The organism is Vibrio sp. 1580 (assembly GCF_033340055.1).
Genome location: NZ_JAWOVT010000002.1, coordinates 237,911 through 262,479 on the forward strand (window position 1 = coordinate 237,911; position 24,569 = coordinate 262,479).

General features: G+C 44.6%; 23 protein-coding genes. 20 read left to right on the forward strand and 3 right to left on the reverse strand.

Annotation, left to right across the window (positions count from 1 at the left end; genetic code table 11):
* The 12 genes from R7093_RS04110 (at position 1) to R7093_RS04165 (ending at position 12,226) form a co-directional block, all read left to right on the forward strand.
* Positions 1–1,908, forward strand: a complete 1,908-nt coding sequence (locus tag R7093_RS04110) for a heme lyase NrfEFG subunit NrfE (protein WP_318146522.1) — start codon at positions 1–3, stop codon at positions 1,906–1,908.
* Positions 1,886–2,419 carry a DsbE family thiol:disulfide interchange protein gene (locus R7093_RS04115; protein ID WP_199438083.1) on the forward strand — a complete coding sequence of 178 codons (534 nt, stop codon included), beginning with the start codon at positions 1,886–1,888 and terminating at the stop codon, positions 2,417–2,419. Before R7093_RS04110 ends, R7093_RS04115 begins: the two co-directional genes overlap by 23 nt.
* Positions 2,406–2,816 (forward strand): heme lyase NrfEFG subunit NrfF, encoded by a 411-nt coding sequence (nrfF, locus tag R7093_RS04120; protein WP_318146523.1) that lies wholly within the window; start codon positions 2,406–2,408, stop codon positions 2,814–2,816. The genes R7093_RS04115 and nrfF overlap by 14 nt, the downstream gene beginning before the upstream one ends.
* Before the next feature lie 146 nt (positions 2,817–2,962).
* On the forward strand, positions 2,963–3,139 hold the full coding sequence (locus tag R7093_RS04125; RefSeq protein ID WP_020480909.1) for a hypothetical protein: 177 nt from the start codon (positions 2,963–2,965) through the stop codon (positions 3,137–3,139).
* Between the two features lie 271 nt (positions 3,140–3,410).
* Positions 3,411–4,007, forward strand: coding sequence for a GTP cyclohydrolase II (locus tag R7093_RS04130; protein ID WP_025767283.1), 597 nt, complete (start codon positions 3,411–3,413; stop codon positions 4,005–4,007).
* Between the two features lie 174 nt (positions 4,008–4,181).
* Positions 4,182–5,444, forward strand: a complete 1,263-nt coding sequence (locus tag R7093_RS04135) for an imelysin family protein (protein WP_053304295.1) — start codon at positions 4,182–4,184, stop codon at positions 5,442–5,444.
* Positions 5,445–5,536: 92 nt separating this feature from the next.
* A complete protein-coding gene (locus R7093_RS04140) occupies positions 5,537–6,919 on the forward strand; it encodes a di-heme oxidoredictase family protein (RefSeq protein ID WP_258489714.1) in 1,383 nt (460 codons plus the stop codon).
* Positions 6,920–6,929: 10 nt separating this feature from the next.
* A complete protein-coding gene (locus R7093_RS04145) occupies positions 6,930–7,967 on the forward strand; it encodes an imelysin family protein (RefSeq protein WP_151514963.1) in 1,038 nt (345 codons plus the stop codon).
* Positions 7,948–9,030, forward strand: a complete 1,083-nt coding sequence (locus R7093_RS04150; protein WP_025998733.1) for a DUF1513 domain-containing protein — start codon at positions 7,948–7,950, stop codon at positions 9,028–9,030. The genes R7093_RS04145 and R7093_RS04150 overlap by 20 nt, the downstream gene beginning before the upstream one ends.
* A gap of 153 nt (positions 9,031–9,183) precedes the next feature.
* Positions 9,184–10,725, forward strand: a complete 1,542-nt coding sequence (locus R7093_RS04155; protein ID WP_005376852.1) for a murein L,D-transpeptidase — start codon at positions 9,184–9,186, stop codon at positions 10,723–10,725.
* Between the two features lie 166 nt (positions 10,726–10,891).
* A complete protein-coding gene (locus tag R7093_RS04160) occupies positions 10,892–11,440 on the forward strand; it encodes a DUF882 domain-containing protein (RefSeq protein WP_031778936.1) in 549 nt (182 codons plus the stop codon).
* A gap of 129 nt (positions 11,441–11,569) precedes the next feature.
* On the forward strand, positions 11,570–12,226 hold the full coding sequence (locus tag R7093_RS04165) for an MBL fold metallo-hydrolase (RefSeq protein ID WP_005376855.1): 657 nt from the start codon (positions 11,570–11,572) through the stop codon (positions 12,224–12,226).
* A gap of 18 nt (positions 12,227–12,244) precedes the next feature.
* Here R7093_RS04165 and R7093_RS04170 read toward each other — a convergent pair whose 3' ends face one another.
* The gene (locus tag R7093_RS04170; protein ID WP_005376857.1) at positions 12,245–12,910 is read right to left on the reverse strand and encodes a DUF2982 domain-containing protein; all 666 of its coding nucleotides are present in this window, start codon (positions 12,908–12,910) and stop codon (positions 12,245–12,247) included.
* Between the two features lie 273 nt (positions 12,911–13,183).
* On the opposite strand from R7093_RS04170, the gene R7093_RS04175 reads away from it, so the two are divergent.
* The 6 genes from R7093_RS04175 (at position 13,184) to R7093_RS04200 (ending at position 19,186) form a co-directional block, all read left to right on the forward strand.
* Positions 13,184–13,588, forward strand: coding sequence for a hypothetical protein (locus tag R7093_RS04175; protein ID WP_005376863.1), 405 nt, complete (start codon positions 13,184–13,186; stop codon positions 13,586–13,588).
* Positions 13,589–14,002: 414 nt separating this feature from the next.
* A complete protein-coding gene (locus R7093_RS04180; RefSeq protein WP_158156641.1) occupies positions 14,003–15,094 on the forward strand; it encodes a TRAP transporter substrate-binding protein in 1,092 nt (363 codons plus the stop codon).
* 115 nt (positions 15,095–15,209) lie between these two features.
* Entirely contained in the window at positions 15,210–15,749 is a 540-nt protein-coding gene (locus R7093_RS04185; RefSeq protein WP_053306570.1) for a TRAP transporter small permease subunit, read from the forward strand.
* Positions 15,750–15,761: 12 nt separating this feature from the next.
* A complete protein-coding gene (locus tag R7093_RS04190; RefSeq protein ID WP_017636111.1) occupies positions 15,762–17,048 on the forward strand; it encodes a TRAP transporter large permease subunit in 1,287 nt (428 codons plus the stop codon).
* A gap of 151 nt (positions 17,049–17,199) precedes the next feature.
* Entirely contained in the window at positions 17,200–18,555 is a 1,356-nt protein-coding gene (locus R7093_RS04195) for a cache domain-containing protein (RefSeq protein ID WP_005376873.1), read from the forward strand.
* On the forward strand, positions 18,548–19,186 hold the full coding sequence (locus R7093_RS04200) for a response regulator (protein ID WP_017636110.1): 639 nt from the start codon (positions 18,548–18,550) through the stop codon (positions 19,184–19,186). The genes R7093_RS04195 and R7093_RS04200 overlap by 8 nt, the downstream gene beginning before the upstream one ends.
* Before the next feature lie 40 nt (positions 19,187–19,226).
* Here R7093_RS04200 and R7093_RS04205 read toward each other — a convergent pair whose 3' ends face one another.
* Positions 19,227–19,703 (reverse strand): MarR family winged helix-turn-helix transcriptional regulator, encoded by a 477-nt coding sequence (locus R7093_RS04205; protein WP_005376877.1) that lies wholly within the window; start codon positions 19,701–19,703, stop codon positions 19,227–19,229.
* Positions 19,704–20,090: 387 nt separating this feature from the next.
* Here R7093_RS04205 and R7093_RS04210 point away from each other — a divergent pair, with 387 nt between their 5' ends.
* Positions 20,091–21,662, forward strand: a complete 1,572-nt coding sequence (locus R7093_RS04210) for a BCCT family transporter (RefSeq protein ID WP_047103228.1) — start codon at positions 20,091–20,093, stop codon at positions 21,660–21,662.
* Positions 21,663–21,892: 230 nt separating this feature from the next.
* Positions 21,893–23,776: a methyl-accepting chemotaxis protein gene (locus R7093_RS04215; RefSeq protein ID WP_005376880.1), complete on the forward strand. Its 1,884-nt coding sequence runs from the start codon at positions 21,893–21,895 to the stop codon at positions 23,774–23,776.
* A 69-nt stretch (positions 23,777–23,845) separates the two neighbouring features.
* Here R7093_RS04215 and R7093_RS04220 read toward each other — a convergent pair whose 3' ends face one another.
* Positions 23,846–24,565, reverse strand: coding sequence for a 3'-5' exonuclease (locus R7093_RS04220; protein ID WP_005376881.1), 720 nt, complete (start codon positions 24,563–24,565; stop codon positions 23,846–23,848).
* Between the last annotated feature and the right edge of the window lie 4 nt (positions 24,566–24,569).

The following is a 24,569-nucleotide window of genomic DNA, read 5'->3' on the forward strand; positions in this document are numbered from 1 at the left end:
ATGGAGGCTGAGCTAGGGTTCTTCTTACTGATATTGGTGGCTGTAACATCGACTTGTGCATCGCTGCTGCATTGGCTACGGCGTACTATAGGTAAGAAGGCGACATTGCCACATCAAGTCGCGATGTCCCACATCATTAGCTTAGCTTCCATCATTTGTTTAGCACTTCTGATCGTCTGCTTCGTGCAAGACAACTTCGCGTTGGAATATGTTGTTACGCATTCCAACAGTCAACTTCCCGTGGCATTCAAAATTGCTGCCGCTTGGGGTGGGCACCAAGGCTCCATGTTGTTTTGGGTCGTCACCTTGAGTTTATGGGCGTCGTTTATTGCATTTAAGTCACCGCTCAATGCCCAATATACTTGCGACTGTTTAGGAATCATGAACGTTCTGATTGGGACGTTTGCATGGTTCACGTTAATGACCTCTAACCCGTTCGAATATGCCCAAGTATTGGCGTCGGAAGGGCGAGATCTAAATCCAATGTTGCAAGATGTTGGGCTTATCATTCATCCACCATTGCTTTATCTCGGTTATGTTGGTTACGCAGCAATATTAGCTTTTGCATTAGCGGCGCTATTGGGTAAACAACCGATGAGCGATTGGTATGTGGTCGCTCGAAGCGCAGCGTTTTTTGCATGGGGAACGCTCACGTTGGGTATCTTGGTGGGATCATGGTGGGCGTACAATGAACTAGGGTGGGGCGGCTGGTGGTTTTGGGACCCTGTGGAGAACGCTTCTCTACTCCCTTGGCTTACTGGTACTGCTTTGTTGCACAGCGGTGTTGTCGCAACACGTAACAGAGGCGCAATTTGGAGCTCCTATGCACTGGCGTTTGCTACGTTCAGCCTAAGCATTTTAGGGACATTCGTGGTGCGCTCTGGCGTGCTGACTTCAGTGCATGCTTTTGCGGTGGACCCAACTAAAGGTTTGGTGCTGCTTGGCGTATTGAGCTTGCTTGTCATCATCACTTTTGGCGTATTGATTTTGCGAGGAGAACAACTCCCTCGCTTCAAACTTCAATCTCTAACGAGCCGAGCTTACACTGCTTATATCGCCAAAGGTCTGCTGGTTATTGCGACTGCCATCGTTTTTCTTGGCACTTTTTACCCGATGGTTTATCAACTGCTCGGCTTAGGGAACATTTCAGTTGGCGCACCTTACTTTAATAGTCTGATCTTCCCATTAAGCATACTGGCTCTAATTGCCTTAGCTTTGATGCCGGTGCTGAAATGGACAAAAGGCACAGTTCCGAGTGTAAGCGCTGATATCGCGATCAGTATTGCGTTATCTCTTGTCGCTGGGATCGGGTTTATCTTCTTAGTGCACGCACTGCATTTCGAAGTATTGCTAACCATAACATTGGCTACTTGGGTGATTGTGGCGCATCTCGTTATGCTGTTTCGCTGTTCCAATAAGCGTAAACTCATGCCAATCGTGATGTCACATATCGGTTTTGCACTGGCGGTGAGTGGGGCTGTATTCAATAGTCTCTACTCTTATGAATACAATTTACGTGTCGAACCCGGCAGTTCTCAACAAAGGGCGGGGATCACTATCGATTATCATGGTATCGAATGGCTGGTGGGGCCAAACTACACCGCGGAACAAGGACAGATCACCTTACACTTGGAAGATGGCCGCATGCTCAATTTCAACCCGCAAAAGCGTCATTACCCTGTGCGAGTGATGAATATGACCGAGCCTGCGATTCGTTCACTATGGCATGGCGATTATTACGTGACATTGGGTGACAAAGTCGATACTCATGCTTATGCGATTAAAGTTCAGTACCGCGCAGGTATTTGGTGGATATGGTCTGGCGGGCTACTAGCTGTGTTTGGTGCGCTATTAACAGGCCTAAAGAAAAGGAGAGAGGCTATCAATGCGATCGAGAAATACGCTTAAACTCGCAGGTCTGTTTGTGGCTGTTGCCGTGTTTGCTGTAGTTACTGCGGTGGCCTTGTCTGAGCGACCACATGTCGAATTGTCCCCACAACGAAATTTAGAGACACCTAATTTTCGATCTACTTCTCTGATCTCTGATGACATAGTTTCTGAGCAATTGTTCAAAAGCGACGGATATAAATTATTGAATGTTTGGGCATCTTGGTGCGGGGTATGCAAGCGAGAGCATGAAGAGTTATTGCAGTTAGCAGAACTCGGAGTGCCTATTATTGGGCTGAATTATAGAGATCAAAAACAAGCTGCTCGTGAATATTTGAGCTCTAAACGAAACCCATATATTGAAGTAATTAGTGACCCTAATGGAAAGCTCGCTGTGGAGCTAGGTGTTATTGGAACGCCGGAAACTTACTTGATTGATCAAAATGGTCGTATATTGATCAAATATCGTGGAGAGCTAACGGCAGATAAATGGAACGATATATTTTCAGGGTATTTGAATGTTTCGATTTAATAGTCTTCTCCTCACAATAATTCTATTTACACTATTTTCTCCTTTTACGAGAAGTGCGGATTTAGAACAGAATGTTGATCTGTTTGAGTTTCATTCTGTTGAAGTGCAACAGCGCGCAACCTCATTAGCCAAGACATTACGCTGCCCGCAATGCCAAAACCAAAACCTTGTAGAGTCCAATGCACAAGCCGCCAAAGACCTTAGATTGAAGGTGTACACCATGGCTAATCAAGGCAGTTCAAATCAAGAAATAAAAGACTACCTAGTCGCTCGTTATGGGAATATTGTTCTGTATCAACCGCCATTTAATTATACCACCGCGTTACTGTGGATCTTTCCTGCTCTATTTTTGATCCTTTTTGTCTTATATTCGATCCGAATGGTGAAGCGTAATTAATGTGACCGTTATTCCACTATTAAAAATAAATTGTGCACTTAACAAGCAGAATGTTATCATTTTTCCGAATTTATGAAGTTTCCAGTATAAAGAAAATAAAAATTTTGAGCTGGATAAGTAATAAAAGAACGAAATAGGTGCACGCAGTGGATTCAGTTATATTACAACTTAAAAAAGACTTCTATTCGCAGATTCGTGCATTGCAATCACCGAACCTGCCTCAAGTTACTTCAACGCTCGCCGTGTTGACCGACGAGGAAATCCAAGAACTCGAAGCAGTTTGGATTGAACTCGCCGTTTGGAAGCGCAGTCAGACCCATTAAAAGATAGACCAAACGACCTTCTTGAAACCCCAGACAAAATTTGTCTGGGGTTTTTTATTGTAGTTTTTTTAAATTGTTATAATATAACAATTGTTCAGTTGGAGAGTGTTTCTCTTTTGCTGTCTTGAGTGGATAACTGCCCTCAATTGTGATCTCTATATTGCAAAATGCGGTATCAGTCCCCATAGTTGAAGAGCAACGAGTAAATCCCATGAATGCAATAACGAAAACGCATCAAGCGCATCAAGCAATAAATCGAGTGAGTATAGATATGGCGGAAGTACGTGCCAGAGTAGATTTTAAAGTCGGGGCAAAAAGTAACATTGATGCCGAAATTCTGTCTTTCCATGGTCTGAAGACAGACAAAGAGCATGTTGCTATTATCTTTAAACAAGCGGACCAAACTCAGGACATGCCTTTAGTTCGTATGCACTCTGAGTGTTTGACAGGCGATGTGTTCCACTCTTCACGCTGTGACTGTGGTGAGCAACTAGAAGAGACGATCAATCGCATGGGCGAGTCCGGTGGTATCATCTTGTATCTCCGTCAGGAAGGTCGTGGTATTGGCTTGTACAATAAGATCGATGCATACCGCTTACAAAGCCAGGGCATGAACACGTACGAAGCTAACAACCATTTGGGCTTTGATGATGACCTGCGTGATTTCACAGAAGCAGCACAAATGCTAGAAGCTTTAGGCGTGAATAAGATCCGCCTCGTGACGAACAACCCTAAGAAAATCCGTGAGTTATCTGAGTACGGAATTGAAATTGGCGAGGTTGTCAATACCTCTGCACATATCAAAGATGGCAACGAAAATTATCTGAAGGCAAAAGTCTCTCACGGAAAACATGACCTAAAGGTTTAATCCTAAAGATAAAACTGACAATAAAGTCTGTGAAAAACCTCATTTTTATGAGGTTTTTTTGTATCTGGAGTTGCAAATAAATTGTAAATTTGTATTATCTCGAGACTAAAGTGCAAATAAGAATAATTAGCACTACCAATACGATAATTGAAAAGCTCAACAAGGATGCTTCAGATGAATGCAAAAAAAGTTTTAGTCCAATCTATTGCTGCATCACTCCTCATTGCCAGTGGTTCTACCGTTGCTGCCACAGTAACTAAACAACAAGTAGTCGAACATTACGCGGACGTTGCCCATGCTGTATTTGCTGATTCAGTAACAACAGCGAAAGCGCTTGATGTGAAAATCGACGAATTTCTACAATCACCATCAGCGAAAAAGCTTGAAGAAGTAAAACAAGCTTGGCTAGATTCTCGCGTGCCTTACCAACAGTCTGAAGTTTTCCGTTTTGGTAACGCGATTGTTGATGATTGGGAAGGTCAACTGAACGCATGGCCACTTGATGAAGGTTTGATTGACTACGTAGCGGCTGATTACCAATACGAATTGGGTAACGAGGGCGCTGCTGCCAACATCATCGCGAACACAAGTCTGCAGATTGGTGCTTCTAAACTGGACGTTTCAAAAATCACTCCAGAATTGCTAGCGGATCTAAACGAAGTAGGCGGTTCTGAGGCAAACGTTGCATCAGGTTACCACGCGATTGAATTCTTGCTTTGGGGTCAAGACCTAAACGGCACTAACGCGGGTGCAGGTCAACGTGCTTACACTGATTTCGTCGTTGGCTCTGAGTGTACGAATGGTCATTGTGATCGTCGTGGTGAGTACCTAAAAGCGGCCGCTGATCTACTGGTTCAAGACCTAGAGTGGATGGAAAAGCAGTGGTCTGCAGAAGTGAAAGGCAACTACCGTGAAGAGCTATTGAACGAATCTGCTGACAATGGTCTTCGTAAGATGCTATTCGGCATGGGTTCTCTTTCTCTAGGTGAGCTAGCGGGTGAGCGCATGAAGGTGGCACTAGAGGCAAACTCGACTGAAGACGAACACGATTGTTTCTCAGACAACACGCACAACTCTCACTACTACAATGAGCAAGGCATCTACAACGTTTACACAGGTACATACAAAGGTGTAAACGGCAAAGAGCTATCTGGTCCAAGTATCGCTGACCTTGTTGCTCAAAAAGACAAGAAAGCCGCGACCGAAATTCAAAAGCAGTTTGATACAACACGTAGCCAAGTTGGTGAGCTAGTGACTTCTGCAGAGAAGAACAACCAGCACTTTGACCAACTTATTGCAGCGGGTAACGCACAAGGCAACGCGCTAGTAAACGACACCATCATGTCGTTGGTAGCACAAACCGGTGCGATTGAGCGTGCGGCAAGCATTGTCGGCATCGACAGCCTAAGCCCTGATACTGCTGACCACGAGTTTTAATAAGAAAACCATAATAAATAAGGGCTCTTTGTGAGCCCTTTTGACGTTTGAGCTCGTTGTTATCACCCTTGTTGTCTATGTAGAGCAATGATATGAAGCCATACCTAATTTCTGCGCTAGCCGCGATCCTTTCTTCTTCTGCCATGGCTTATGATGTTAAGTCTGGTGGCAAAACCAGTGTTAAAAAAGACGGCGCGAATGCCTATTCTCTTCCTGCTGCTAACTTGCCAATGAGCAAACGCCTCGACTTTAGCGTAGGTAACAGCTTTTTCCGTAACCCTTGGGTACAAGCGCCAGCGTCAACGGACGCTCGTGATGGCCTAGGCCCGCTTTTTAACACCAATGGTTGTCAGAATTGTCACATCAAAGACGGTCGTGGTCATCCGCCAGAGAAAGATGATTTACATGCCGTGTCTATGTTAGTGCGCTTAAGCATTCCTGCGATGACGCCAGAACAAAAGAAAGCTTACATCAAAGATGGCGGCATACCTGAGCCGACTTATGGTGGCCAGCTTCAAGATTTCGCTCTGCAAGATCAAACGCCAGAAGGCAAAATCGAAATCACTTACACCGATGTCCCAGTGAAATTTAAAGACGGTACGACGGTGACGCTAAGAAAACCTCATTTGAACATTACCGATCTGGGTTACGGCGATATGCACCCTGATACCGAGTTCTCAGCACGCGTGGCACCGCCAATGATCGGCCTTGGTTTGTTAGAGAGTATTCCCGACGAAACGCTACTTGCTTGGGCTGATGAACAAGATGCCGACAAAGACGGTATCTCAGGCAAAGTCAATAAGGTGTGGGATATTGAGAAGGACAATTTCTCGATTGGTCGTTTTGGCTGGAAAGCAGGACAACCGACGTTAATGCAGCAAAATGCAGCAGCATTCAATGGTGATGTGGGTCTTACGAGCCATTTATTCCCAAATGAAAACTGTACCTCGAAACAAAGCATTTGTGACGACATGCCAAATGGCGGCAAACCTGAAGTGAGTGAAAATATTCTCGACTTCGTAGAGTTTTACAGCCAACACTTAGCCGTACCTATTCGCCGTAATGTCAATGACCCTAACGTGAAACTTGGTCAGCAAATCTTTGCTGCGTCTGGCTGTGAAAGCTGCCACAAGACCAGTGTTAAAACGGCGAAACGACCAGAGTTACCAGCGCTTTCTGAGCAGCTTATCCACCCATACACCGACATGCTTTTGCATGACATGGGTGAAGGCTTAGCCGATAACCGTCCGGAATACCTAGCAAACGGCCGCGAGTGGCGAACAGCACCGCTATGGGGCATTGGTTATACCGAAGAAGTAAACGGACATACTTACTTCTTACATGATGGTCGCGCTCGTAACCTGATGGAAGCAGTGTTGTGGCACGGCGGCGAAGCTGAAACGGCGAAACAAAACGTCTTAGCACTGAACAAAAAAGAACGTGACGCATTGATTGCGTTTCTGAATTCTCTATAAGGAAGCAACCATGAAAAAAACACTATTAGTGAGTGCGATTGCCGCAACGTTAAGTTTGGTTGGTTGCCAATCGACCATCGGTTCGAGCTCTGCCAAGCCTGAGAGTACAAGTCATATTTCTCAAAGCGTGTACGAGGTGGAGTTTCAATCAGCTCAGACGTTTTTAGCGCAAACCACAGAACTTGAACAACGCTTCGCAGATTACTGCGCATCAGAGTCGAAAGATGATGCACAAGTAAAACAGCAATGGCATCAAACTATGCTTGTGTGGATGGCATTACAAGGTCAAGAACGTGGCCCTGCTACGGCGCTGGAGCAAAGCTGGAATGTTCAGTTTTGGCCAGATAAAAAGAACACCACTGGTCGTAAAATGTCCGTACTGACAAAATCTGATCAAGCTTGGAGTGCAGAAGATATCTCCACCCAAAGTGTCACCGTACAAGGTTTAGGTGCATTGGAATGGCTGCTTTACGATAAAGCGTCGACCTTATCTAGCAACGGCAATACTTGTGCGACAGGCGTTTCGATTGCTGAAAACCTTGATGACAAAGCGCAGATCATCGCGGATTCTTGGGCAGAGAACCCTTGGAAATCGCTAGAGATGACGGAATGGGAATCTGAGTACATTTCACTGCTCTCGAATCAGCTTGAATACAGCATGAAGAAGTTGAGCCGACCGCTAGCGAAGATTGGTAAGCCTCGCCCGTATTTCTCAGAATCGTGGCGTTCCGAGACCTCGCTTTCAAACTTAAAAGCCAACCTTCAAGGGATGGAAGCGTTGTACTTTGCTAACGGGAATGGTTTAGATGCGCTACTTAGAGGGCAAGGCCATGCAGATCTCGCAGACCGTGTCGTTCATCAGTTTGAAATGGCGTTAGAAACTTGGCCAGAAGATAAGAGCTTGTTTGCTGCACTACAAACAAAAGAAGGCTATCGCATGGTGCTCTCTCAATACAATAAGCTAGAGCAATTGAAGTACCTGATTCACGAAGAAGTGGCGATCGAGCTTGGCGTAGTTATAGGATTTAATGCAACCGATGGTGACTGATCAAACCCGCCGAACCTTGCTGAAAGCCGCTCTATTCGGGGCGGCTATACCTATGATGCCATTTGGTTGTGCTTCAACAAGCTCACGTGAACCTGCGTTGATCGGCTGTTCTATCATTGGTCGAGATAAATTCGCAGCGGTGGTGGCGGATGAGCATGGTATGCCGCTATCTTCATTGCCGATTCCTGAGCGTGGTCACGGTGTAGCAACCAACCAACAAGGCCACGCCGTAGTTTTTGGTCGTCGACCTGGTACTTTCTTCATGGTGTTTGATTATCGCTCAGAGCAGATGATCAAACTGCAACTAGCAACGCCAAATCGTCATTTTTACGGACATGGTGTTTACTCCCATGACGGCACGTTGCTATTTGCCACAGAAGGGGAGAGGGGGACAAGCCGCGGGATCATTGGTGTTTATGATGTGCAGAAGCAATATCAAAAGATTGATGAGTTAACGGGTTTTGGCCTTGGTCCTCATGAAGTGATCATGATGCCTGATGGTGTATTGGCGATTGGCGTCGGTGGCGTACACACTAACGGTCGTGAACCTCTCAATCTTGATAGCATGAAACCCAGCCTGAGTTACCTTTCACAGAAGGGTGAGCTACTGGATCAAGTGTCTTTACCGGATCATAAGTTGAGTATTCGCCATTTAGCTCATGATGGTGCGGAAACCGTGCTTTGTGGTCAGCAATATCGTGGTGAGCCGGACGAGTATCCAGCCTTGATCGCCATGCACACGCGTGGTGGTGAAATGCAAGATCTTCAAGCTGAGCCTGAAGAGTGGGCGCGTTTCAATCACTACGTTGCGAGTATTGCAGCAACCGATGAATGGATCTTAGCCACTTCGCCTCCGGGCAGTTGTTATGGTATATGGTCTAAATCTACGGGCAAATTGGTCGAGCTAAGTGCGTTACCAGATGCCTCTGGTGTTGTGGTCTATGGCGATGAGTTCCGAGTCAGCTCTGGGGCGGGAAAAGTGGTAGAGCAAAGGCCTGAAGAGTCAAAAAGTACCTTCGCAAGCGGAGTGCAATGGGACAACCATTGGTCGAGAATTATCTAGAAAGATCATTGAGTAATTACTTATAGAGAGTTTTGTTGTCGTTTTCGGCATCAGATTCTTAATTTTAAACCTGCAAGCTGTGAGATATTTGCCATACTTTTTATTATGGCAAGTAGCGCAAGGATCATTTCAGTGTTTGCTAGGGTTTTAATCATGACGGCACTTCTGGTGCCGTTTTGCAGCTTTTCCACCGTCGTTTCTCTCGAAGCTTCAGCGCAAGTCGAGCAAGAGGGAGCGGTACAAAAGCTGTCTGTAGAAAAAATGATCCATTATCCAGAGGTGATTGATCAACTGTATCAAAGCACCAATTACCGTTTGAACTGGGAAAATGAAAGTGATATTGAGCAGTTTCTTTTTCAAGTAAACCTGGTTGCACTTGCGGATGTCACCGATGAATTCGAAAATCAACTTCACCGGATAAACCAAGTAAGGTGGCAGGGAGATAATCTCGACTTCGATTTAGTGATGACAGATTCACTCTTGATGTACCTTAGTTATCTTGAGCAACTCCCCGAAGAAGGGATTAATTGGCTATTTACAGACAAAGCCCATGTTACGTTACCCGCTCCTAGCATCGATACTTTATCGGTTTTGAGTAATGAGATTACGGTTGGCAAACTTGGTCAGTTTTTGGCAAGTCTCCGGTCTCCATTACAAACAGATGATGCTTTCTACTCCGCCTATTCTTCGCTATCGGAACATTCTCAGTACCAATATCCTGCCTATCAACAAACTGGGCTAGCACGTGTTGGCGATATATTAGAAAACAGACCCCTATTGATTGAGCGAATGGAGATCGTAGGCGTAGATGTTTCTTACTTGGATTTAGTCACTGAAGAATATGACGAACAATTAGAGCTTGCGATAAAAGAGTTCCAGCGTATTCATGGTTTGAAAGAAGATGGCGTTATCGGCCCGAATACCATTCGATGGATCAACTTTTCTCCTCAAGAGCGATTGCATCTGCTGGCGTTGAATTCTGAGCGTTCAAGAATTTGGTCGAAAGAAAGGGATAATGTTGTCTTTGTTAACGTGCCTGGATACGAAGTCACGTATTGGCATGACGGTCAACCCTTGTTTGAGTCTAAAGTTGTGGTAGGGAGAGCATCAAGAAAAACACCCATCATGTCGGTGGCATTGGATTCAGTTATTCTCAACCCAACTTGGAACGTGCCTTGGACTATCATGGTTAAAGACATTATTCCTAAAGTAAAACGTAATCCGATGTATTTGATTAACCATAACATTCAAATCATTCGGTCTTGGACTTCGAACGAAATTATTGACCCTACAACCATCAATTGGGCAACGGTGAATCCGAGAACATTTCCTTATCGTATGCGACAGGCGTCGGGCTTACAAAATGCACTGGGATTGTACAAGTTCAATATGCCTAACCCACAAGCTATTTATTTGCATGACACGCCAAGTAAGAACTTGTTTGAACAGGACAGACGCGCATTCAGCTCAGGATGTGTTCGTGTAGAACATGCAGACCAGTTAGCAGAACTTCTGTTCAAAACTCAGGGGTTGGAAGAACGTTTAGCGAAAAAGCGAGAAAGTTCTCGTCGGTCTAACACGTCAGTTCCTTTGGGAGAGCGCATTCAAGTACACATCATTTATCAAACAGCATGGTTGGAAGAGGGAACGCTTTACTACCGTGATGATATCTATAAGTACGATCACCGCAGTTGAAATCTTTAAGGAAAATTTACAAAACGAAGAATTCTCTTTTCGTTCAATAATTAATCAATAATTACTGCATCTGAATATCAAGATGGAGCATTTTATGCATTTGACGTGACAAATGTGTTTGGTTAATGTCCACGACTTGTCTAGTTGTTGAGCACTGTATTTTGAAATGGTAAGTCGTAACTTTTCCCGCCGAGATTTCCTTAAAATGACCGCTGGTGGTGTGGTGTTGGCGTCTGCCCTGCCATCATTTTCTTGGGCTTCACTCCCTGACGAGCCACGTGCGCTGGCGATGAACAATCTTAATACTGGAGAGATCCTCGAAACATGCTATTTCGATGGAAAACGATACATTAATGATGAACTTCAAAGGCTGAATGAGTTTTGTCGAGACCATCGACGAAATGAGGTTCATCCCATGGATAGACGCTTGTTCGATCAAATAAGTCAAATTCAAAAGTTAATTGGTACAGAAGCAGAGGTGATCGTCATTTCAGGTTACCGTTCTCCTGCCACTAACGCCTCGCTGCGCAACGGGTCTTCTCGTGTAGCGAAAAAGAGCATGCACATGGAAGGAAAGGCCATTGATTTTCGTTTAGACGGCGTGAAGCTTTCAACGGTTCGTGATGCTGCATTAAGCCTAAAAGCCGGTGGCGTGGGTTATTATCCAGGTAGTAACTTTGTTCATATCGATACGGGAGCTGTTCGTTCCTGGTAGTGCTAGTTGAGACAAGGTTTCTAGTCTCAGAACGTCGTCGATTACCCACAGTTCAAAGCTTGAAGTCGCTAGGCCTTAGTGTCATAGTTGCGGCAGTTTTCACGCAAATTTATTCGGTATAGGTTATCTATGGCTCTGAAATACCAAGTTGTTCCAGTAACATCTTTCTCTCAAAACTGTTCTATTGTCTGGTGTGACGAAACCATGAAAGGCATTGTGGTTGACCCAGGCGGCGATGAAAAGCAGCTCGCTATGCTTATCAAAGAGCTGGGTGTTGACGTGGTAAACCTAGTGCTAACACACGGTCACTTGGACCACGTAGGTGGCACGGAACCGCTGTCTGCACTGCTTGGCGGTACAGAGATTGTTGGTCCTCACAAGGCAGATAACTTCTGGTTGCAAGGTTTGGAAGGTCAGAGCCAAATGTTTGGTTTCCCGCTGACAGAAGCGTTTGAACCGCACCAATGGCTAAATGAGGGTGACACTGTCACTTTTGGTAATCAAGTGCTGAACGTATTCCACACACCTGGTCATACACCTGGTCACGTTGTGCTTTACAGTGAAGAAGCGCGTTTAGCGTTTGTGGGTGACGTTTTGTTTAACGGTAGCATTGGTCGAACTGACTTCCCACAAGGTGATTTCAATACGTTGATTAGTTCTATCAAAGAGAAATTGTGGCCTTTAGGCAATGATGTCACGTTTGTCCCTGGTCACGGCCCTCAATCGACTTTCGGTCATGAGCGTAAAACTAACCCGTTCGTTGCTGACGAGATGCCGCTTTACTAAAAGTGCGTGTACTAAGCATTATTCTGGCTCGGCGGCAGCTAAGTATCGCCGAGTCAGTCCCACAAAATCCTCAGCCTCACGATCTAGATCACTTGCTGATATAAATAGATCGTAGCCGTAGAAACCTCTCTGATACTTCATCCGGTTGGCGAGCATCGCTAACAAACCTTTGTACTCAATCCCATCTCTGTTTATATACGGTTTAGGGTCAAGCACCATATCCTCAAACTTATCTTCACACTGATTTTGTTTCGCGCCTAAGTAAAGCAGTGCTCGCTGGCTGAGGAGAATTTCTGTCGCTATACGAGGGCAGATTGAATTTAAGTAGGGTGAGTAGTGTTTTAGACGAATACCGATCCAAGGTAGCGGTTGGTGCCACCCTTCCTGTTGGTAGCTACAAATACCGATTGACTCAATATTTCGCCATCGGACGACCCAACCTCCTTTAAAAAGGTGTTGCTGAAAGTGAGAAGCTGTCAGCGTAAAAGTGACTTGGCTTTTCTTAATCATCAAGATGGCGAAACCAACGATTGCAGACATCAAAATGACCGACAACATGGCTTGCTTCCATCCCGGAGAAATGGCAACCAAAAACAAAGTGATGAGTGCAACGAGCAACAAAAGTATTCTGTTGATAGGGGAGTCGGGTTTGAAATGTGAATTTGTTAGGTGCAGCGTTTCCATGCTTATAACCTCATCGAATACTTGTTCAAAAATGAGTGGGCAGTTTTATATGCATTGATTTGCATTTAAAATAAAACAAACCTCTGTTTTTATACCCAGTATTCAATAAATCCGTTCATAAAATATCTGATTAAATAGTAGACGTTCTATGCTTTGAGCGCATTTTTCATCGCGTTTCGCCGCTAAAACCTACAAATTGCTTGTGAATTTTGGTATAAAACGCGCTTCAAATTTTCATCCCTGCTGAGATGCAGTGAACTGGAGAAATATTCAATGAGACTTGCTCATAAGCGTAAAGTGCAGATGAAACTGCAAAAACGCATTAAAGCGACAGTAGCAAACTTAGCTGCAGCACCTAAAGCAGTGAAGCCTGTTGCGGAAAAAGCAGTAGCACCTTCTGTTGCTGAAAAAGCTGTTGCGGAGAAAGTAGTAGCTGATAAAAAAGTAGCTGCAGTGAAAACAGTTGATGTTGCCCTTACTCCTAAGCAACAACAAGTATTAGACATCGTTATGGCGAATGCTGAAGGTATTAACCCTAAAGGCATCGGTCTAGCTGCAGGTCAAGAAGATACTAAAGCGGCATCATGGGCTACTGGCGCACTAAAGAAGCTTCTTGAAGAAAACCTAGTTCAAAAAGAGCAGTTAGCAGGTAATAAAGTTATCTACAAAGCAGTTTAATTACCGCTACCGTTCTAGATTGAATACCTCGGCCGATGCCGAGGTATTTTTTTATCTTGGTATTGGAAATAATGCATTAAGTACTGACTTTAACACTACCAATAAGTGGTTTGTCACATTTTCTTAAATACTATGTAAATTTTTTGGCAGAAAAATACGTAAGTATTGTCTTTTATTTTTATTCATAGATAAAAATATAATTTATTGATTTTGCTATTATTAGTCTTTTGTCATGACGGTTTTCCTACGTACTTGTACGTAATACCTTAGGCTAATGCCTTATTGATGAATTACTCGCTTCCGTGTTCATGCCCATTTCGCATTAGACAACATTGTTACATCTTTTATACCGAATACAGCCAATCCTAATGAAATGGATGACAACAATAACCTTGGTGATAAAGGACGTGAACGATGAGTCTAATCCAAAAATCTTTAAAACGAGTGCTCAAAACAACCGCTGTCGCTGCCGCGATGGCACTCGCAGCGACTTCTGTAAACGCTGCTGAAAAAGTCTATCGTTTAAAGCTTGCTGAAACTTGGGGGCCTAATTTCCCAATTTTTGGTGATACCACAAAAAACATGGCCAAAATGGCGGAAGAGATGTCCAACGGACGTTTGCAAATCCGCATTGATTCCGCAAACAAGCATAAAGCGCCTTTTGGGGTGTTTGATATGGTTAAGTCGGGTCAGTATGACATGGGTCACTCAGCGTCTTATTACTGGAAGGGTAAGGTTCCAAACACACTTTACTTCACTTCTATGCCCTTCGGTATGTTGCCAACTGAGCAGTATGCATGGTTTTACTACGGCGGTGGTATGGAGCTGATGGAAAAAGTGTACTCTCCACATAACTTGATGTCTTTCCCTGGCGGTAATACCGATACTCAGATGGGCGGGTGGTTCCAAAAAGAGATCAAGTCCGTCGAGGACTTACAGGGTTTGAAAATGCGTATCCCAGGGTTTGCTGGTGAGATTTTGGCTGAGTTAGGTGCCAAGCCAACGAATATCGCCCCTGGTGAGCTATATACTTCTCTAGAGCGTCGCACAATTGATGCCTTGGAATGGGTTGGTCCATCGCTGGATCTACGTATGGGCTTCCACAAAATCGCGCCTTACTACTACACAGGTTGGCATGAGCCAGCGACTGAGCTTCAGTTCCTCGTTAACAAGCGTACCTGGAATCGTCTACCTGATGATCTAAAAGCGATTTTGCAAGTAGCCATGAAAACGGCCGCTTACGATATGTACACGCAATCGAAACACGAAAGCGGCAAAAACTGGGCATCTATTAAGTCTGAATACCCAAATGTTGAAGTAAAAGATTTCCCACCTGAAGTAGTAACTGCGTTGCGAGAAGCAAACGATCGTTTGTTGAAAGAACATGCAGAAAAAGATGCTTTGGCGAAAGAGATTCAAGAGTCGCAAGCGAACTATATGAATCAAGTTCGACCATGGTCAGATATTTCGCACCGAGCGTACTTAAACAGTCAAGCTCAACAATAACGTTATGAAGCAGGCGATGCCGAGAGGTTTAGCCTGCTATCGAAGCCCAAGAAAACTTCATAATGAATGCTCCGCACCATAGCGGAGCGCATCTAAACGTTCCACGGAGTTCGGAATGAGAAGTCTTATTTATATTGAGCGATTATTTAACCGCTTTAGCGATTTTCTCGGATGGTTATCCAGCATCCTGTTTATTTTGTTGTTAGCAAACGTTGTGTACGACGTTGTCATGCGTTACGTGTTTAATGATGTGTCTATCGCATTCCAAGAAATGGAATGGCATCTATTCTCTGCCGTGTTCTTGCTTGGTGTGCCTTACGCAATTAAGTCCGGTGGCCATGTTCGCGTCGACATTTTTTATGAACGCTTATCTTACAAAGCACAATCCATCATCGACATCATAGGCACACTATTTTTCTTATTCCCTTTTTGCCTACTGGTAGCTTGGTTTGGTGTTGATTTCGCTAAGGAAAGTTACGCGTTAGGCGAGACGTCTGGTGACCCAGGTGGCTTACCATATCGTTGGATTATCAAAGCGATGATTCCGCTGTCATTTTTCTTTATGGCGGTGAGTGGTATTGGATTGTTACTTCATTCAATCAACAAAATTGTCAACCCTCATCTCATCTATGCCGGTAATAACGGTAAGTCGTAAAAGGAAGTCATTATGATCGGTATAGTGATGTTTTTTGTTGCGCTCTTTGCGCTTCTATTGGGATTTCCCGTTGCCTTTACTTTTGGTGGTATCGCGCTGATTTTTGGTGTTTGGGCTGAAGGCATCGAGATGTTTGCTTTTATGCCATATCGAATTCAGTCCATTATGGAAAATACGGTGCTAATGGCCGTACCGCTGTTCGTTTTTATGGGGCTAGTGCTACAGAAAACGAAGCTTGCTGAACAGCTACTAGAATCAATGGGGCGTTTGTTCGGTGGCGTTCGCGGTGGTATCGCTATTTCTACCGTGTTAGTTGGCGCATTGCTTGCAGCTTCAACGGGTGTGGTAGGCGCATCAGTTGTTGCGATGGGCTTAATATCTCTTCCTGTGATGCTCAAGTACAATTACGACAAAGGTTTAGCGTGTGGGACTATTTGTGCGTCTGGCACGTTGGGTCAAATTATCCCACCTTCTATCGTGTTGATCTTGTTGGGTGATGTACTTGGCGTACCGGTAGGGGACCTATTTCAAGCTGCGATCTGGCCCGGTATTACACTTGTTGGCGCCTATGTGATCTATATTCTCATCTACGCGAAGTTGAACCCTCAAGCCGCACAGGCGATAGAGCGCGATGAGTCGATCAGTCGTAAACAAGAAGTGCTCACCGCACTGAAAGCTGTATTGCCACCTTTAGCATTGATCATCGTGGTATTGGGCTCCATCTTTGCAGGGATTGCAACACCAACAGAGTCAGCGGCACTGGGCGGTGCAGGTGCGATAATTTTATCACTATTGTATAAACAGTTTAGTTGGTCGATGATTTATGATGCATCAAAAGAGACAGTTAAAGTAACCGCAATGGTCTTTGCGATCTTACTTGGTGCGACCGCCTTTTCAATGGCATTTACCTACACTGGTGGTGATTATTTAGTTGAAGAGTGGATGTTAGAACTGCCGGGTGAAAAGTGGGGATTCCTTATTATTACCATGGTGGTGATTCTGATTTTAGGTTTCTTTATCGACTTCGTTGAAATCTGTTTTATCATCGTGCCAATTATTGCGCCAGTCGCTGAATTGATGGGCATTAATATGACGTGGTTTGCGATTCTTATTGCGATGAACTTGCAGACGTCGTTCCTCACACCGCCATTTGGCTTTAGTTTGTTCTATCTAAAAGGTGTCGCTCCAGCAGGGGTTACTACGCGTGATATCTACAAAGGTGTGATGCCATTCATCGCGATTCAGATTGTTGTGTTGACGTCTTTGCTGTTTTTCCCAGGTTTTTACGGTATGAGTTAATCACTCGATAATAAAGAGATTTTGTGAACTGAGAGTTTTTACCTTTTGAGACAAGTTGTTAAGCTGTTAATTATGTCTATGCAGACACAATCGATTAGTTTGTACTGCTAAGATAGTAAGCTGTAAAGGCAGCGTTTCATGGAGGGAAGGGATGCCTCTCAAAGCAAAGTTAATTCTGCTGACACTGATACCCGTGGTATTGGTGTCAGCGAGTATCAGCTGGATCTCTATCTATCAAACCAAGACCCTTGGCAAAAGGGAGGTAGAGATCTTTCATCAAAACCTGATCCAATCAAAAGAAGCGGCGCTGAAAGATACGGTCGACGTCGCTTTTGACTCCATTTCTTACATCTACAACGATCCGACATTAGAAGAGAGTGTTGCCAAAACGCGTGTGAAAGCGATTTTAAATCGTTTGAGTTATGGGTCTGACGGCTATTTTTTTGCTTATGATAAATATGGTACCAACCTTGTACACCCAGTTCTTCCAGAGCTTGTCGGGGAAAACTTACTCTATCTTGAAGACGAAAATGGCGATCGCTTAATCGAAGCTTTATTGTATCAAGCGCAATCAGGTGGCGGATTTCATCAGTACCTGTGGCAAAAGCCATCTACGGGTGAAGTCGTCCCTAAGCTTAGTTACGCTGCATGGCTCGATAAGTGGGAATGGATGATAGGGACTGGGCTGTATATTGAGGATGTCAGCCGAGAAGTCGCCAATATGCGCGCGGCAGTGAACAAAAATATCGAAACGACATTTTTCTCAGTCGTCGTGATCTTAGCGGTGACCGTTGCTGTAATCATTGTTCTCACTTTGGCGATCAATCTGCACGAGCATCGCCTCGCTGATAAGAACCTGAAAGAATTGGCACATAAAACCGTGATGTTCCAAGAAGATGAGAAAAAGCATTTAGCGCGAGAACTGCACGATGGAATCAATCAGTTGTTAGTCTCCAGTAAATGTCATTTAGACTTAATGAGTCATAGACTGGAAGACGAAAAACTCAAATCCCACTTAGATAAATCACAACGATCGCTCGTCACCGCGATAAATGAGGTGCGGCATATTTCTCATCAGCTCCGTCCAAGCGCCCTCGATGATATCGGTTTAGAAGCAGCACTGACGACCTTGCTACAGGATTTTCATTCCCATTCCGGGATTGATATCGAGAGCAATTTCGATACTCAGCAGCACAAACTGACTTCGGAAGTCGCAACGACGCTATATCGCGTCGCTCAGGAGTCTTTGAATAACATTGAAAAACATGCGCGAGCGAAAAAAGTAACGGTTACTTTGCAAAAAATGGGCAATATGCTGCAATTACTCATACGTGACGATGGGGTTGGATTTGTGGTTAACCATGCAGTGCACCAACAAGGGATTGGGTTAAGGAACATGCAAGAGCGTGTAGAGTTCATCGGTGGTGAATTTGAGCTAATGAGTGAGCTTGGCTTGGGAACAGAGATTACTGTGCTGCTTAATTTGGATGAAATAGTTTATGGATAAACCGATTAGTGTAGTGATTGTCGATGATCATCAAGTGGTATTGGATGGCTTCATGGCTCGTTTGGAGTTAGAGTCTGACATCGAAGTGGTGGGTACAGCAAGTAATGGCTTGGAAGCGATAGAGGTCGCAAAACACTTGCAACCGGACGTCATATTGATGGATATCAGCATGCCAATAATGAACGGTATTGAAGCGACTGGTGTAATTAAAGAAGCTCGCCCAGAGAGCAAAATACTTATGTTGACCATGCACGATAATCGCGAGTACATCATGAAGGTCATGCAAGCTGGTGCCGTAGGATATATGCTCAAGGAAATCTCGGCCGAGAAAATGGTGCAAGCAATAAAAACGGTGAACCAAGGCTCGACGTATTTCTGTGAATCCGTCACACAAACACTCTTTACCCAAGAAGTGGTGCCTGCCACGCAAAAAACGAATCCTCTCAGCCGCAGGGAAGAAGCGGTACTTAAATTAGTTGCTCAAGGAAACAGCAGCAAAAAAATCGCCACTTTACTCAATATTAGTTATCGAACGGTAGAGACGCATCGCCATAACATTAAGCACAAGTTGGACTTACATTCGACGGCAGAGTTAGCAAAATATGCGTTTGAAACTGGCTTGACTGAGTAGGAGAGTAGTGCCCGCAAAAAGCGAGCACGTGGGAGCGAAACTAATCGGCTTTGGTAATGCTACCAAGCTCTAGCATTGGAGCAACATCGATGTCCTCTGCATTCATCATCGTCGAGATGCGTTGAACGGAAGATAGTAGAAGGGATTGCTCCCATTCTTCCAATTTTTGGAATCGATTAATGAAGTGCTCTTGCAGCGGCGTTGGTGCTTGTTTTAAGGCTTCTTGGCCCTTGCTCGTAAGTACAGCATGCACTTTACGCTTGTCTTGAACACTGCGCTGACGCTCAACAAACTGGCCTCGTTCTAGTCTATCTAGAATGGTCGTTGCGGTCGCTTGGCTCATGTTAGTGTGGCTAGACAACTGTTTAATCGTCACGTTATCTAAGTCATTGATAGCGCGCATCAAAATCAACTGTGGAGCAGTCAATCCAGACTCTTTGCTCAGCTTTTTAGAATGTAAATCAATAGCGCGGATGATCTGACGAATCGAGACCAATACTTCTTCGTACTTTTCCAATTTATTCATCCAGTCTGTAGGGAACATTTATCGAGGCGACACTAACTTAAATGCGCCCTTATTTAAAGGGGGGAAATCAAAAATTACCCCTACAATTTTACGCCGTGTCCTCAATACCATTTTGTCGCGCCTTTTCGACAAAATAAGAAGAGCTAAAATTATTATAGCAATAAATGTTTGTGGTCTAACTATTGTAGTAGTGATTTGTTCTATCAAAGGCCGTAACCACACAGTGAAAAGTAAGTTATTGGATTTTTTAATAGCAAAAAGATAGACAAAAACGTGTCAAATGATAGGATCTTGCGCCTTCACGGAATGCAAAACGTATCGTGTTCGAAAGATTTTTTTGTTTGGTACGTAAAAACACTACAAAAATAGAGAGGAACGATGACAAAGGGTATAGATAAGTACAGTATCGATAGTACCGACTATACGGTAGGTCAGGACAACGTTCAAAAATGGGGTTTTGATGTTCATAACCCAGTTTTTGGTATTAGTGCAGGTTTAATTGCGCTGTTTCTTGTCGCTGCATTAGTTCTAGATGCACATACCGCAAAGACGGCACTTGATGGGCTGAAGTGGAAAATTATTGGTTCATTCGATTGGTTGTTCATTATTGCAGGTAACATTTTCGTTATTTTCTGTTTGGCGCTTATCGTCTCACCAATGGGTAAGATTCGACTAGGTGGTAAAGACGCTGTTGCCGATTACTCGTTTATGTCATGGCTTGCAATGCTATTTGCAGCTGGTATGGGTATCGGTTTAATGTTCTGGAGTGTTGCAGAACCTGTCGCTTACTTCACCGGTTGGTATGAAACGCCACTTGGTGTTGAGGCAAATACACCAGAAGCCGCGAGATTGGCACTGGGTGCAACGATGTTCCACTGGGGCCTTCACCCATGGGCAATTTACGGTGTTGTAGCACTTTCTTTAGCATTCTTTGCCTACAACAAAGGTTTACCGCTATCTATGCGTTCGATCTTCTACCCACTTCTGGGTGATCGTGCATGGGGTTGGGCTGGCCACATTGTGGACATTCTGGCTGTGCTTGCGACTTTATTTGGTCTTGCTACATCCCTAGGTCTAGGTGCGCAGCAAGCAGCAAGTGGTATTCATCACGTATTTGGTGTTGAGCCAGGCCTTGGCCTACAAATCGTCGTCATTACCGTTGTAACTTTGCTTGCTGTTGTTTCAGTGGTACGTGGTATTGATGGTGGCGTTAAAGTCATTAGTAACATCAACATGGTTGTGGCGTTCTTGCTACTTCTCCTTGTTGGTCTTATCGGTTGGGCGGCGAGTTTAGGCTCGATTCCAACCACACTTATGGCATACGTAGAGAATATTATTCCACTAAGTAACCCGTTTGGTCGTACAGATGAGGCATGGTTCCAAGGCTGGACTGTATTCTACTGGGCTTGGTGGATTTCATGGTCACCATTCGTAGGTATGTTCATTGCGCGTGTTTCTCGCGGTCGTACCGTTCGTGAATTCATTACAGCCGTTCTACTTGTTCCAACCGCTGTTACTGTTATTTGGATGTCAGTATTTGGTGGCCTGGCGATCGAGCAAGTTGTTGATAAAGTAGGTGAGCTGGGCACAAATGGCTTGACTGACGTATCTCTCGCTATGTTCCAAATGTTTGATGTTCTTCCATTTGGTAGCATGCTTTCTATCATCGCTGTTGTGCTGGTACTTGTGTTCTTCATTACATCTTCTGACTCTGGTTCACTTGTTATCGACAGTATCACGGCAGGTGGTAAAGTCGATGCACCTGTACTTCAACGTGTCTTCTGGGCATTCATGGAAGGTGCAATTGCGGTTGCTCTGCTATGGATTGGTGGCTCCGAGGCGGTTCAAGCTCTTCAGGCTGGTGCCATTTCTACAGCACTGCCATTTACCTTCATTCTGCTTGCAATGTGTGTGAGCTTATTGATGGGTATGCGAACTGAGCGTCAGTAATTCGGCATTTTATAAAACCGTTTACTAACAATTAATCAAAAGGCCAGCAATTTGCTGGCTTTTTTTGTGCGGTTTTTATGACGATCGAGACAAAAAAATGACACATGAAAGTTCATATTTTACAAAGAGTTAATGTGCTATTTTGTTTTTTAAAAATTAGTGAATAGTCGTAAAAAAGTGTGTAATATTCATGCACCTTAACTGTTCTCCCAACTCAAAAAACTATAAATATGAAATTATCATTAAAACAAAAGCTTATAGGCGCAAGCCTTTCTGCTGTTGTTGTGATGGCAACAGCACTTACTTGGTTGTCGGCTGGTCAATTATTTGATCAGACTCGTTCAGGTGTCTATTCACGTGCGCAAAGTCTTAGTACTACTGCGTCAGAGGGAATTTCTGATTGGGTCAATATCCGTAAAGATATTGCCACTGCGTTCAACGACTACTCGACCGAGCAAGACGTTGTTCCTTTCCTACAACAAGCTCGCAAGGCTGGTGGCTTCGATGACATCTTCCTTGGTACACCAAACGGTGATATGTACCGCTCTCATCCGGAGCGTAACCGTGCTGATTATGACCCTCGCACACGTCCTTGGTACAAGGATGCTGATGCCGCGGGTAAGCAAATCATCACAGCCGCATATCAAGACGCAATCACGAATGCACTACTTGTGACCATTGCTGAGCCAGTAATGAAAAATGGTCAGTTTGTTGGTGTTGTTGGTGCGGACGTACTGATCGATCAGCTTATCAGCGATGTGATTAACTTAGATGCAGGTGAAAACGCGCATGCGATGCTAATCGACATGAATGAAGGCACCTTCTTAGCGCATCCAGATAAAAGCTTGACGCTTAAGCCTATCACCAGTGTTCTAAAAGATTTTTCAGAAGAGGCAATTGAGCGCGCCGCCGATGAAGGTCGTATCGAAGATACGGTAATCAAAGGAAAAGAGAAGCTTTACTACTTCAATAAAGTTCCTGGTACGCATTGGATGTTTGCGATTGAAATGGATCGCGCAACAGAAGAAGCAGGTCATGCGGTATTGCTACGAGATCTATTGTTTACTGCTGTGGCGATCACGATTGTGGTTATTCTTGCAGTTTCTTGGCTAGTTGGTTTCTTGTTCCGTGACTTGAACCGCGTATCAAATGCACTGGAAGAAATTGCATCTGGTGAAGGTGACTTAACGCAACGCCTAGAACCACGCAGTGATGATGAAGTAGGTAAACTGGCGGAAAACTTCAACCGTTTTGTTGGCAACATGCACACAATGGTTACTAAGCTTAGCCACGTATCTTCTGCGCTTTCAGAGCAAGCACGCACGACAGCACAGCAAGCTGAGGAGCGTAGTCAGCGTATCTCTTACCAGCAAGATGAAATCAACATGGTGGCGACGGCCGTGAACGAAATGGCAGCAGCGACACAAGAAATTGCAGGTAATGCTGATAGCACGGCAAGTAACTCAGAAGAAGCGGTTCAAGCTTGTTCACACGGTTCAAGCCAAGTAACTCAAACGCAAGGCTCTATTCAGAACTTAGCGCAAGAAGTTCAAGTTGCTACTGATGTGATTCAAGAGCTAGAAGCACACGGAAATAGCATCAATACGATTCTATCAACGATTCAAGGCATTGCAGAGCAAACGAACCTACTTGCACTTAACGCGGCGATCGAAGCGGCACGTGCAGGTGAGCAAGGCCGTGGTTTTGCTGTGGTTGCAGATGAAGTCCGCGTATTGAGCCAACGTACTCATGCTTCAACGCAAGAGATTCAAGAAACTATCGAGATGCTACAAGGCACAACAGCCAAAGCGGTCGGTATTATGGGTGACAGTCGTCGTCTAGCTGATACCAGTGTTGATGATGCCAATGCGGCTGCAGCGAGCTTGACGCAAATCCACACTGCTGTTGAGCGTATCAGTGATATGGCAACGCAGATTGCTTCAGCAGCAGAAGAGCAAGCATCGGTAACCACTGAGATCACTCGTAACACTGAAGGTATTCGTGACGTGTCTAACGAGTTGTCAGTCGAAGCTCATCAAGCAGCAGAACAAGCTGCTCACCTGTCTGAGCTATCACACGAACTTGAACAAGAGATTCAACGCTTTAAGCTGTAATCTTGTCTCAACCTAAGTAAAAAGGAGCCATCTGGCTCCTTTTTTGATCGCTATTAAGCGTGAAGTATACTACAGCCAGAACTCACTGATGGGTTGCTCTTCACTGTAATGATGGGCGATTTGCGCTTGCAGTAGCTCTGCGGTAGCAATTGCATCGGTTAATGCATGGTGAGGCGTATAGTCTGGCAGCCCATAACGGCGTCGAGATTGCGCTAGCCGAACCGATTCTGGTTTTTTCCCTTTTAAACGCTCCCAGAGAGAGCCTGAACGTTTCTGTTGAATCGTTTCTTCAAGGTGCAGCGTATCTAAAACAGGAAACTCAATACCTTCCCCTAAACGGCTTTTGAGCGCTTTATCCAGAAACTCTCTCTCGATACGACGGTAATGAACAACAATGATTTTCCCGCTTAAGCATGGTAGCAGCTCGCTTAAGATATCGCCTAAGTCAGGCGCATCGATCAATTCGCTGTGAGTAATACCGTGTATAATGACTGAGTCTTCATCGAGTGCACGCTGTGGACGTACCTTCCAATGACGCGAGTTACGTAGGAAAATTCGCTTCAGGTTAAACGGCACTAAACCAATAGTAATGATGTCATGTTTTTCAGGATTCAAACCCGTCGTTTCGAAATCTAACGCCACGAACTCCACCTCAGATAACGGTGTTTCTGGAGCAGGCGGCTTGTTGCTATAAAACGCAATTAAATTCTCATCCTTCGCCATCTCCAGCTTTTGTTCAAACTTCGTTGGCCACTGAATGGTTGGCTTCTGAAAGAGCTTTTTAATCATGCTA

Coding starts and splice junctions, on each gene's coding strand:
- R7093_RS04110 (WP_318146522.1), top strand. CDS start 1: ATGGAGGCTGAGCTAGGGTTCTTCTTACTGATATTGGTGGCTGTAACA.
- R7093_RS04115 (WP_199438083.1), top strand. CDS start 1,886: ATGCGATCGAGAAATACGCTTAAACTCGCAGGTCTGTTTGTGGCTGTT.
- nrfF (WP_318146523.1), top strand. CDS start 2,406: ATGTTTCGATTTAATAGTCTTCTCCTCACAATAATTCTATTTACACTA.
- R7093_RS04130 (WP_025767283.1), top strand. CDS start 3,411: ATGGCGGAAGTACGTGCCAGAGTAGATTTTAAAGTCGGGGCAAAAAGT.
- R7093_RS04135 (WP_053304295.1), top strand. CDS start 4,182: ATGAATGCAAAAAAAGTTTTAGTCCAATCTATTGCTGCATCACTCCTC.
- R7093_RS04140 (WP_258489714.1), top strand. CDS start 5,537: ATGAAGCCATACCTAATTTCTGCGCTAGCCGCGATCCTTTCTTCTTCT.
- R7093_RS04145 (WP_151514963.1), top strand. CDS start 6,930: ATGAAAAAAACACTATTAGTGAGTGCGATTGCCGCAACGTTAAGTTTG.
- R7093_RS04150 (WP_025998733.1), top strand. CDS start 7,948: ATGCAACCGATGGTGACTGATCAAACCCGCCGAACCTTGCTGAAAGCC.
- R7093_RS04155 (WP_005376852.1), top strand. CDS start 9,184: ATGACGGCACTTCTGGTGCCGTTTTGCAGCTTTTCCACCGTCGTTTCT.
- R7093_RS04160 (WP_031778936.1), top strand. CDS start 10,892: ATGGTAAGTCGTAACTTTTCCCGCCGAGATTTCCTTAAAATGACCGCT.
- R7093_RS04165 (WP_005376855.1), top strand. CDS start 11,570: ATGGCTCTGAAATACCAAGTTGTTCCAGTAACATCTTTCTCTCAAAAC.
- R7093_RS04170 (WP_005376857.1), bottom strand. CDS start 12,910: ATGGAAACGCTGCACCTAACAAATTCACATTTCAAACCCGACTCCCCT.
- R7093_RS04175 (WP_005376863.1), top strand. CDS start 13,184: ATGAGACTTGCTCATAAGCGTAAAGTGCAGATGAAACTGCAAAAACGC.
- R7093_RS04180 (WP_158156641.1), top strand. CDS start 14,003: ATGAGTCTAATCCAAAAATCTTTAAAACGAGTGCTCAAAACAACCGCT.
- R7093_RS04185 (WP_053306570.1), top strand. CDS start 15,210: ATGAGAAGTCTTATTTATATTGAGCGATTATTTAACCGCTTTAGCGAT.
- R7093_RS04190 (WP_017636111.1), top strand. CDS start 15,762: ATGATCGGTATAGTGATGTTTTTTGTTGCGCTCTTTGCGCTTCTATTG.
- R7093_RS04195 (WP_005376873.1), top strand. CDS start 17,200: ATGCCTCTCAAAGCAAAGTTAATTCTGCTGACACTGATACCCGTGGTA.
- R7093_RS04200 (WP_017636110.1), top strand. CDS start 18,548: ATGGATAAACCGATTAGTGTAGTGATTGTCGATGATCATCAAGTGGTA.
- R7093_RS04210 (WP_047103228.1), top strand. CDS start 20,091: ATGACAAAGGGTATAGATAAGTACAGTATCGATAGTACCGACTATACG.
- R7093_RS04215 (WP_005376880.1), top strand. CDS start 21,893: ATGAAATTATCATTAAAACAAAAGCTTATAGGCGCAAGCCTTTCTGCT.
- R7093_RS04220 (WP_005376881.1), bottom strand. CDS start 24,565: ATGATTAAAAAGCTCTTTCAGAAGCCAACCATTCAGTGGCCAACGAAG.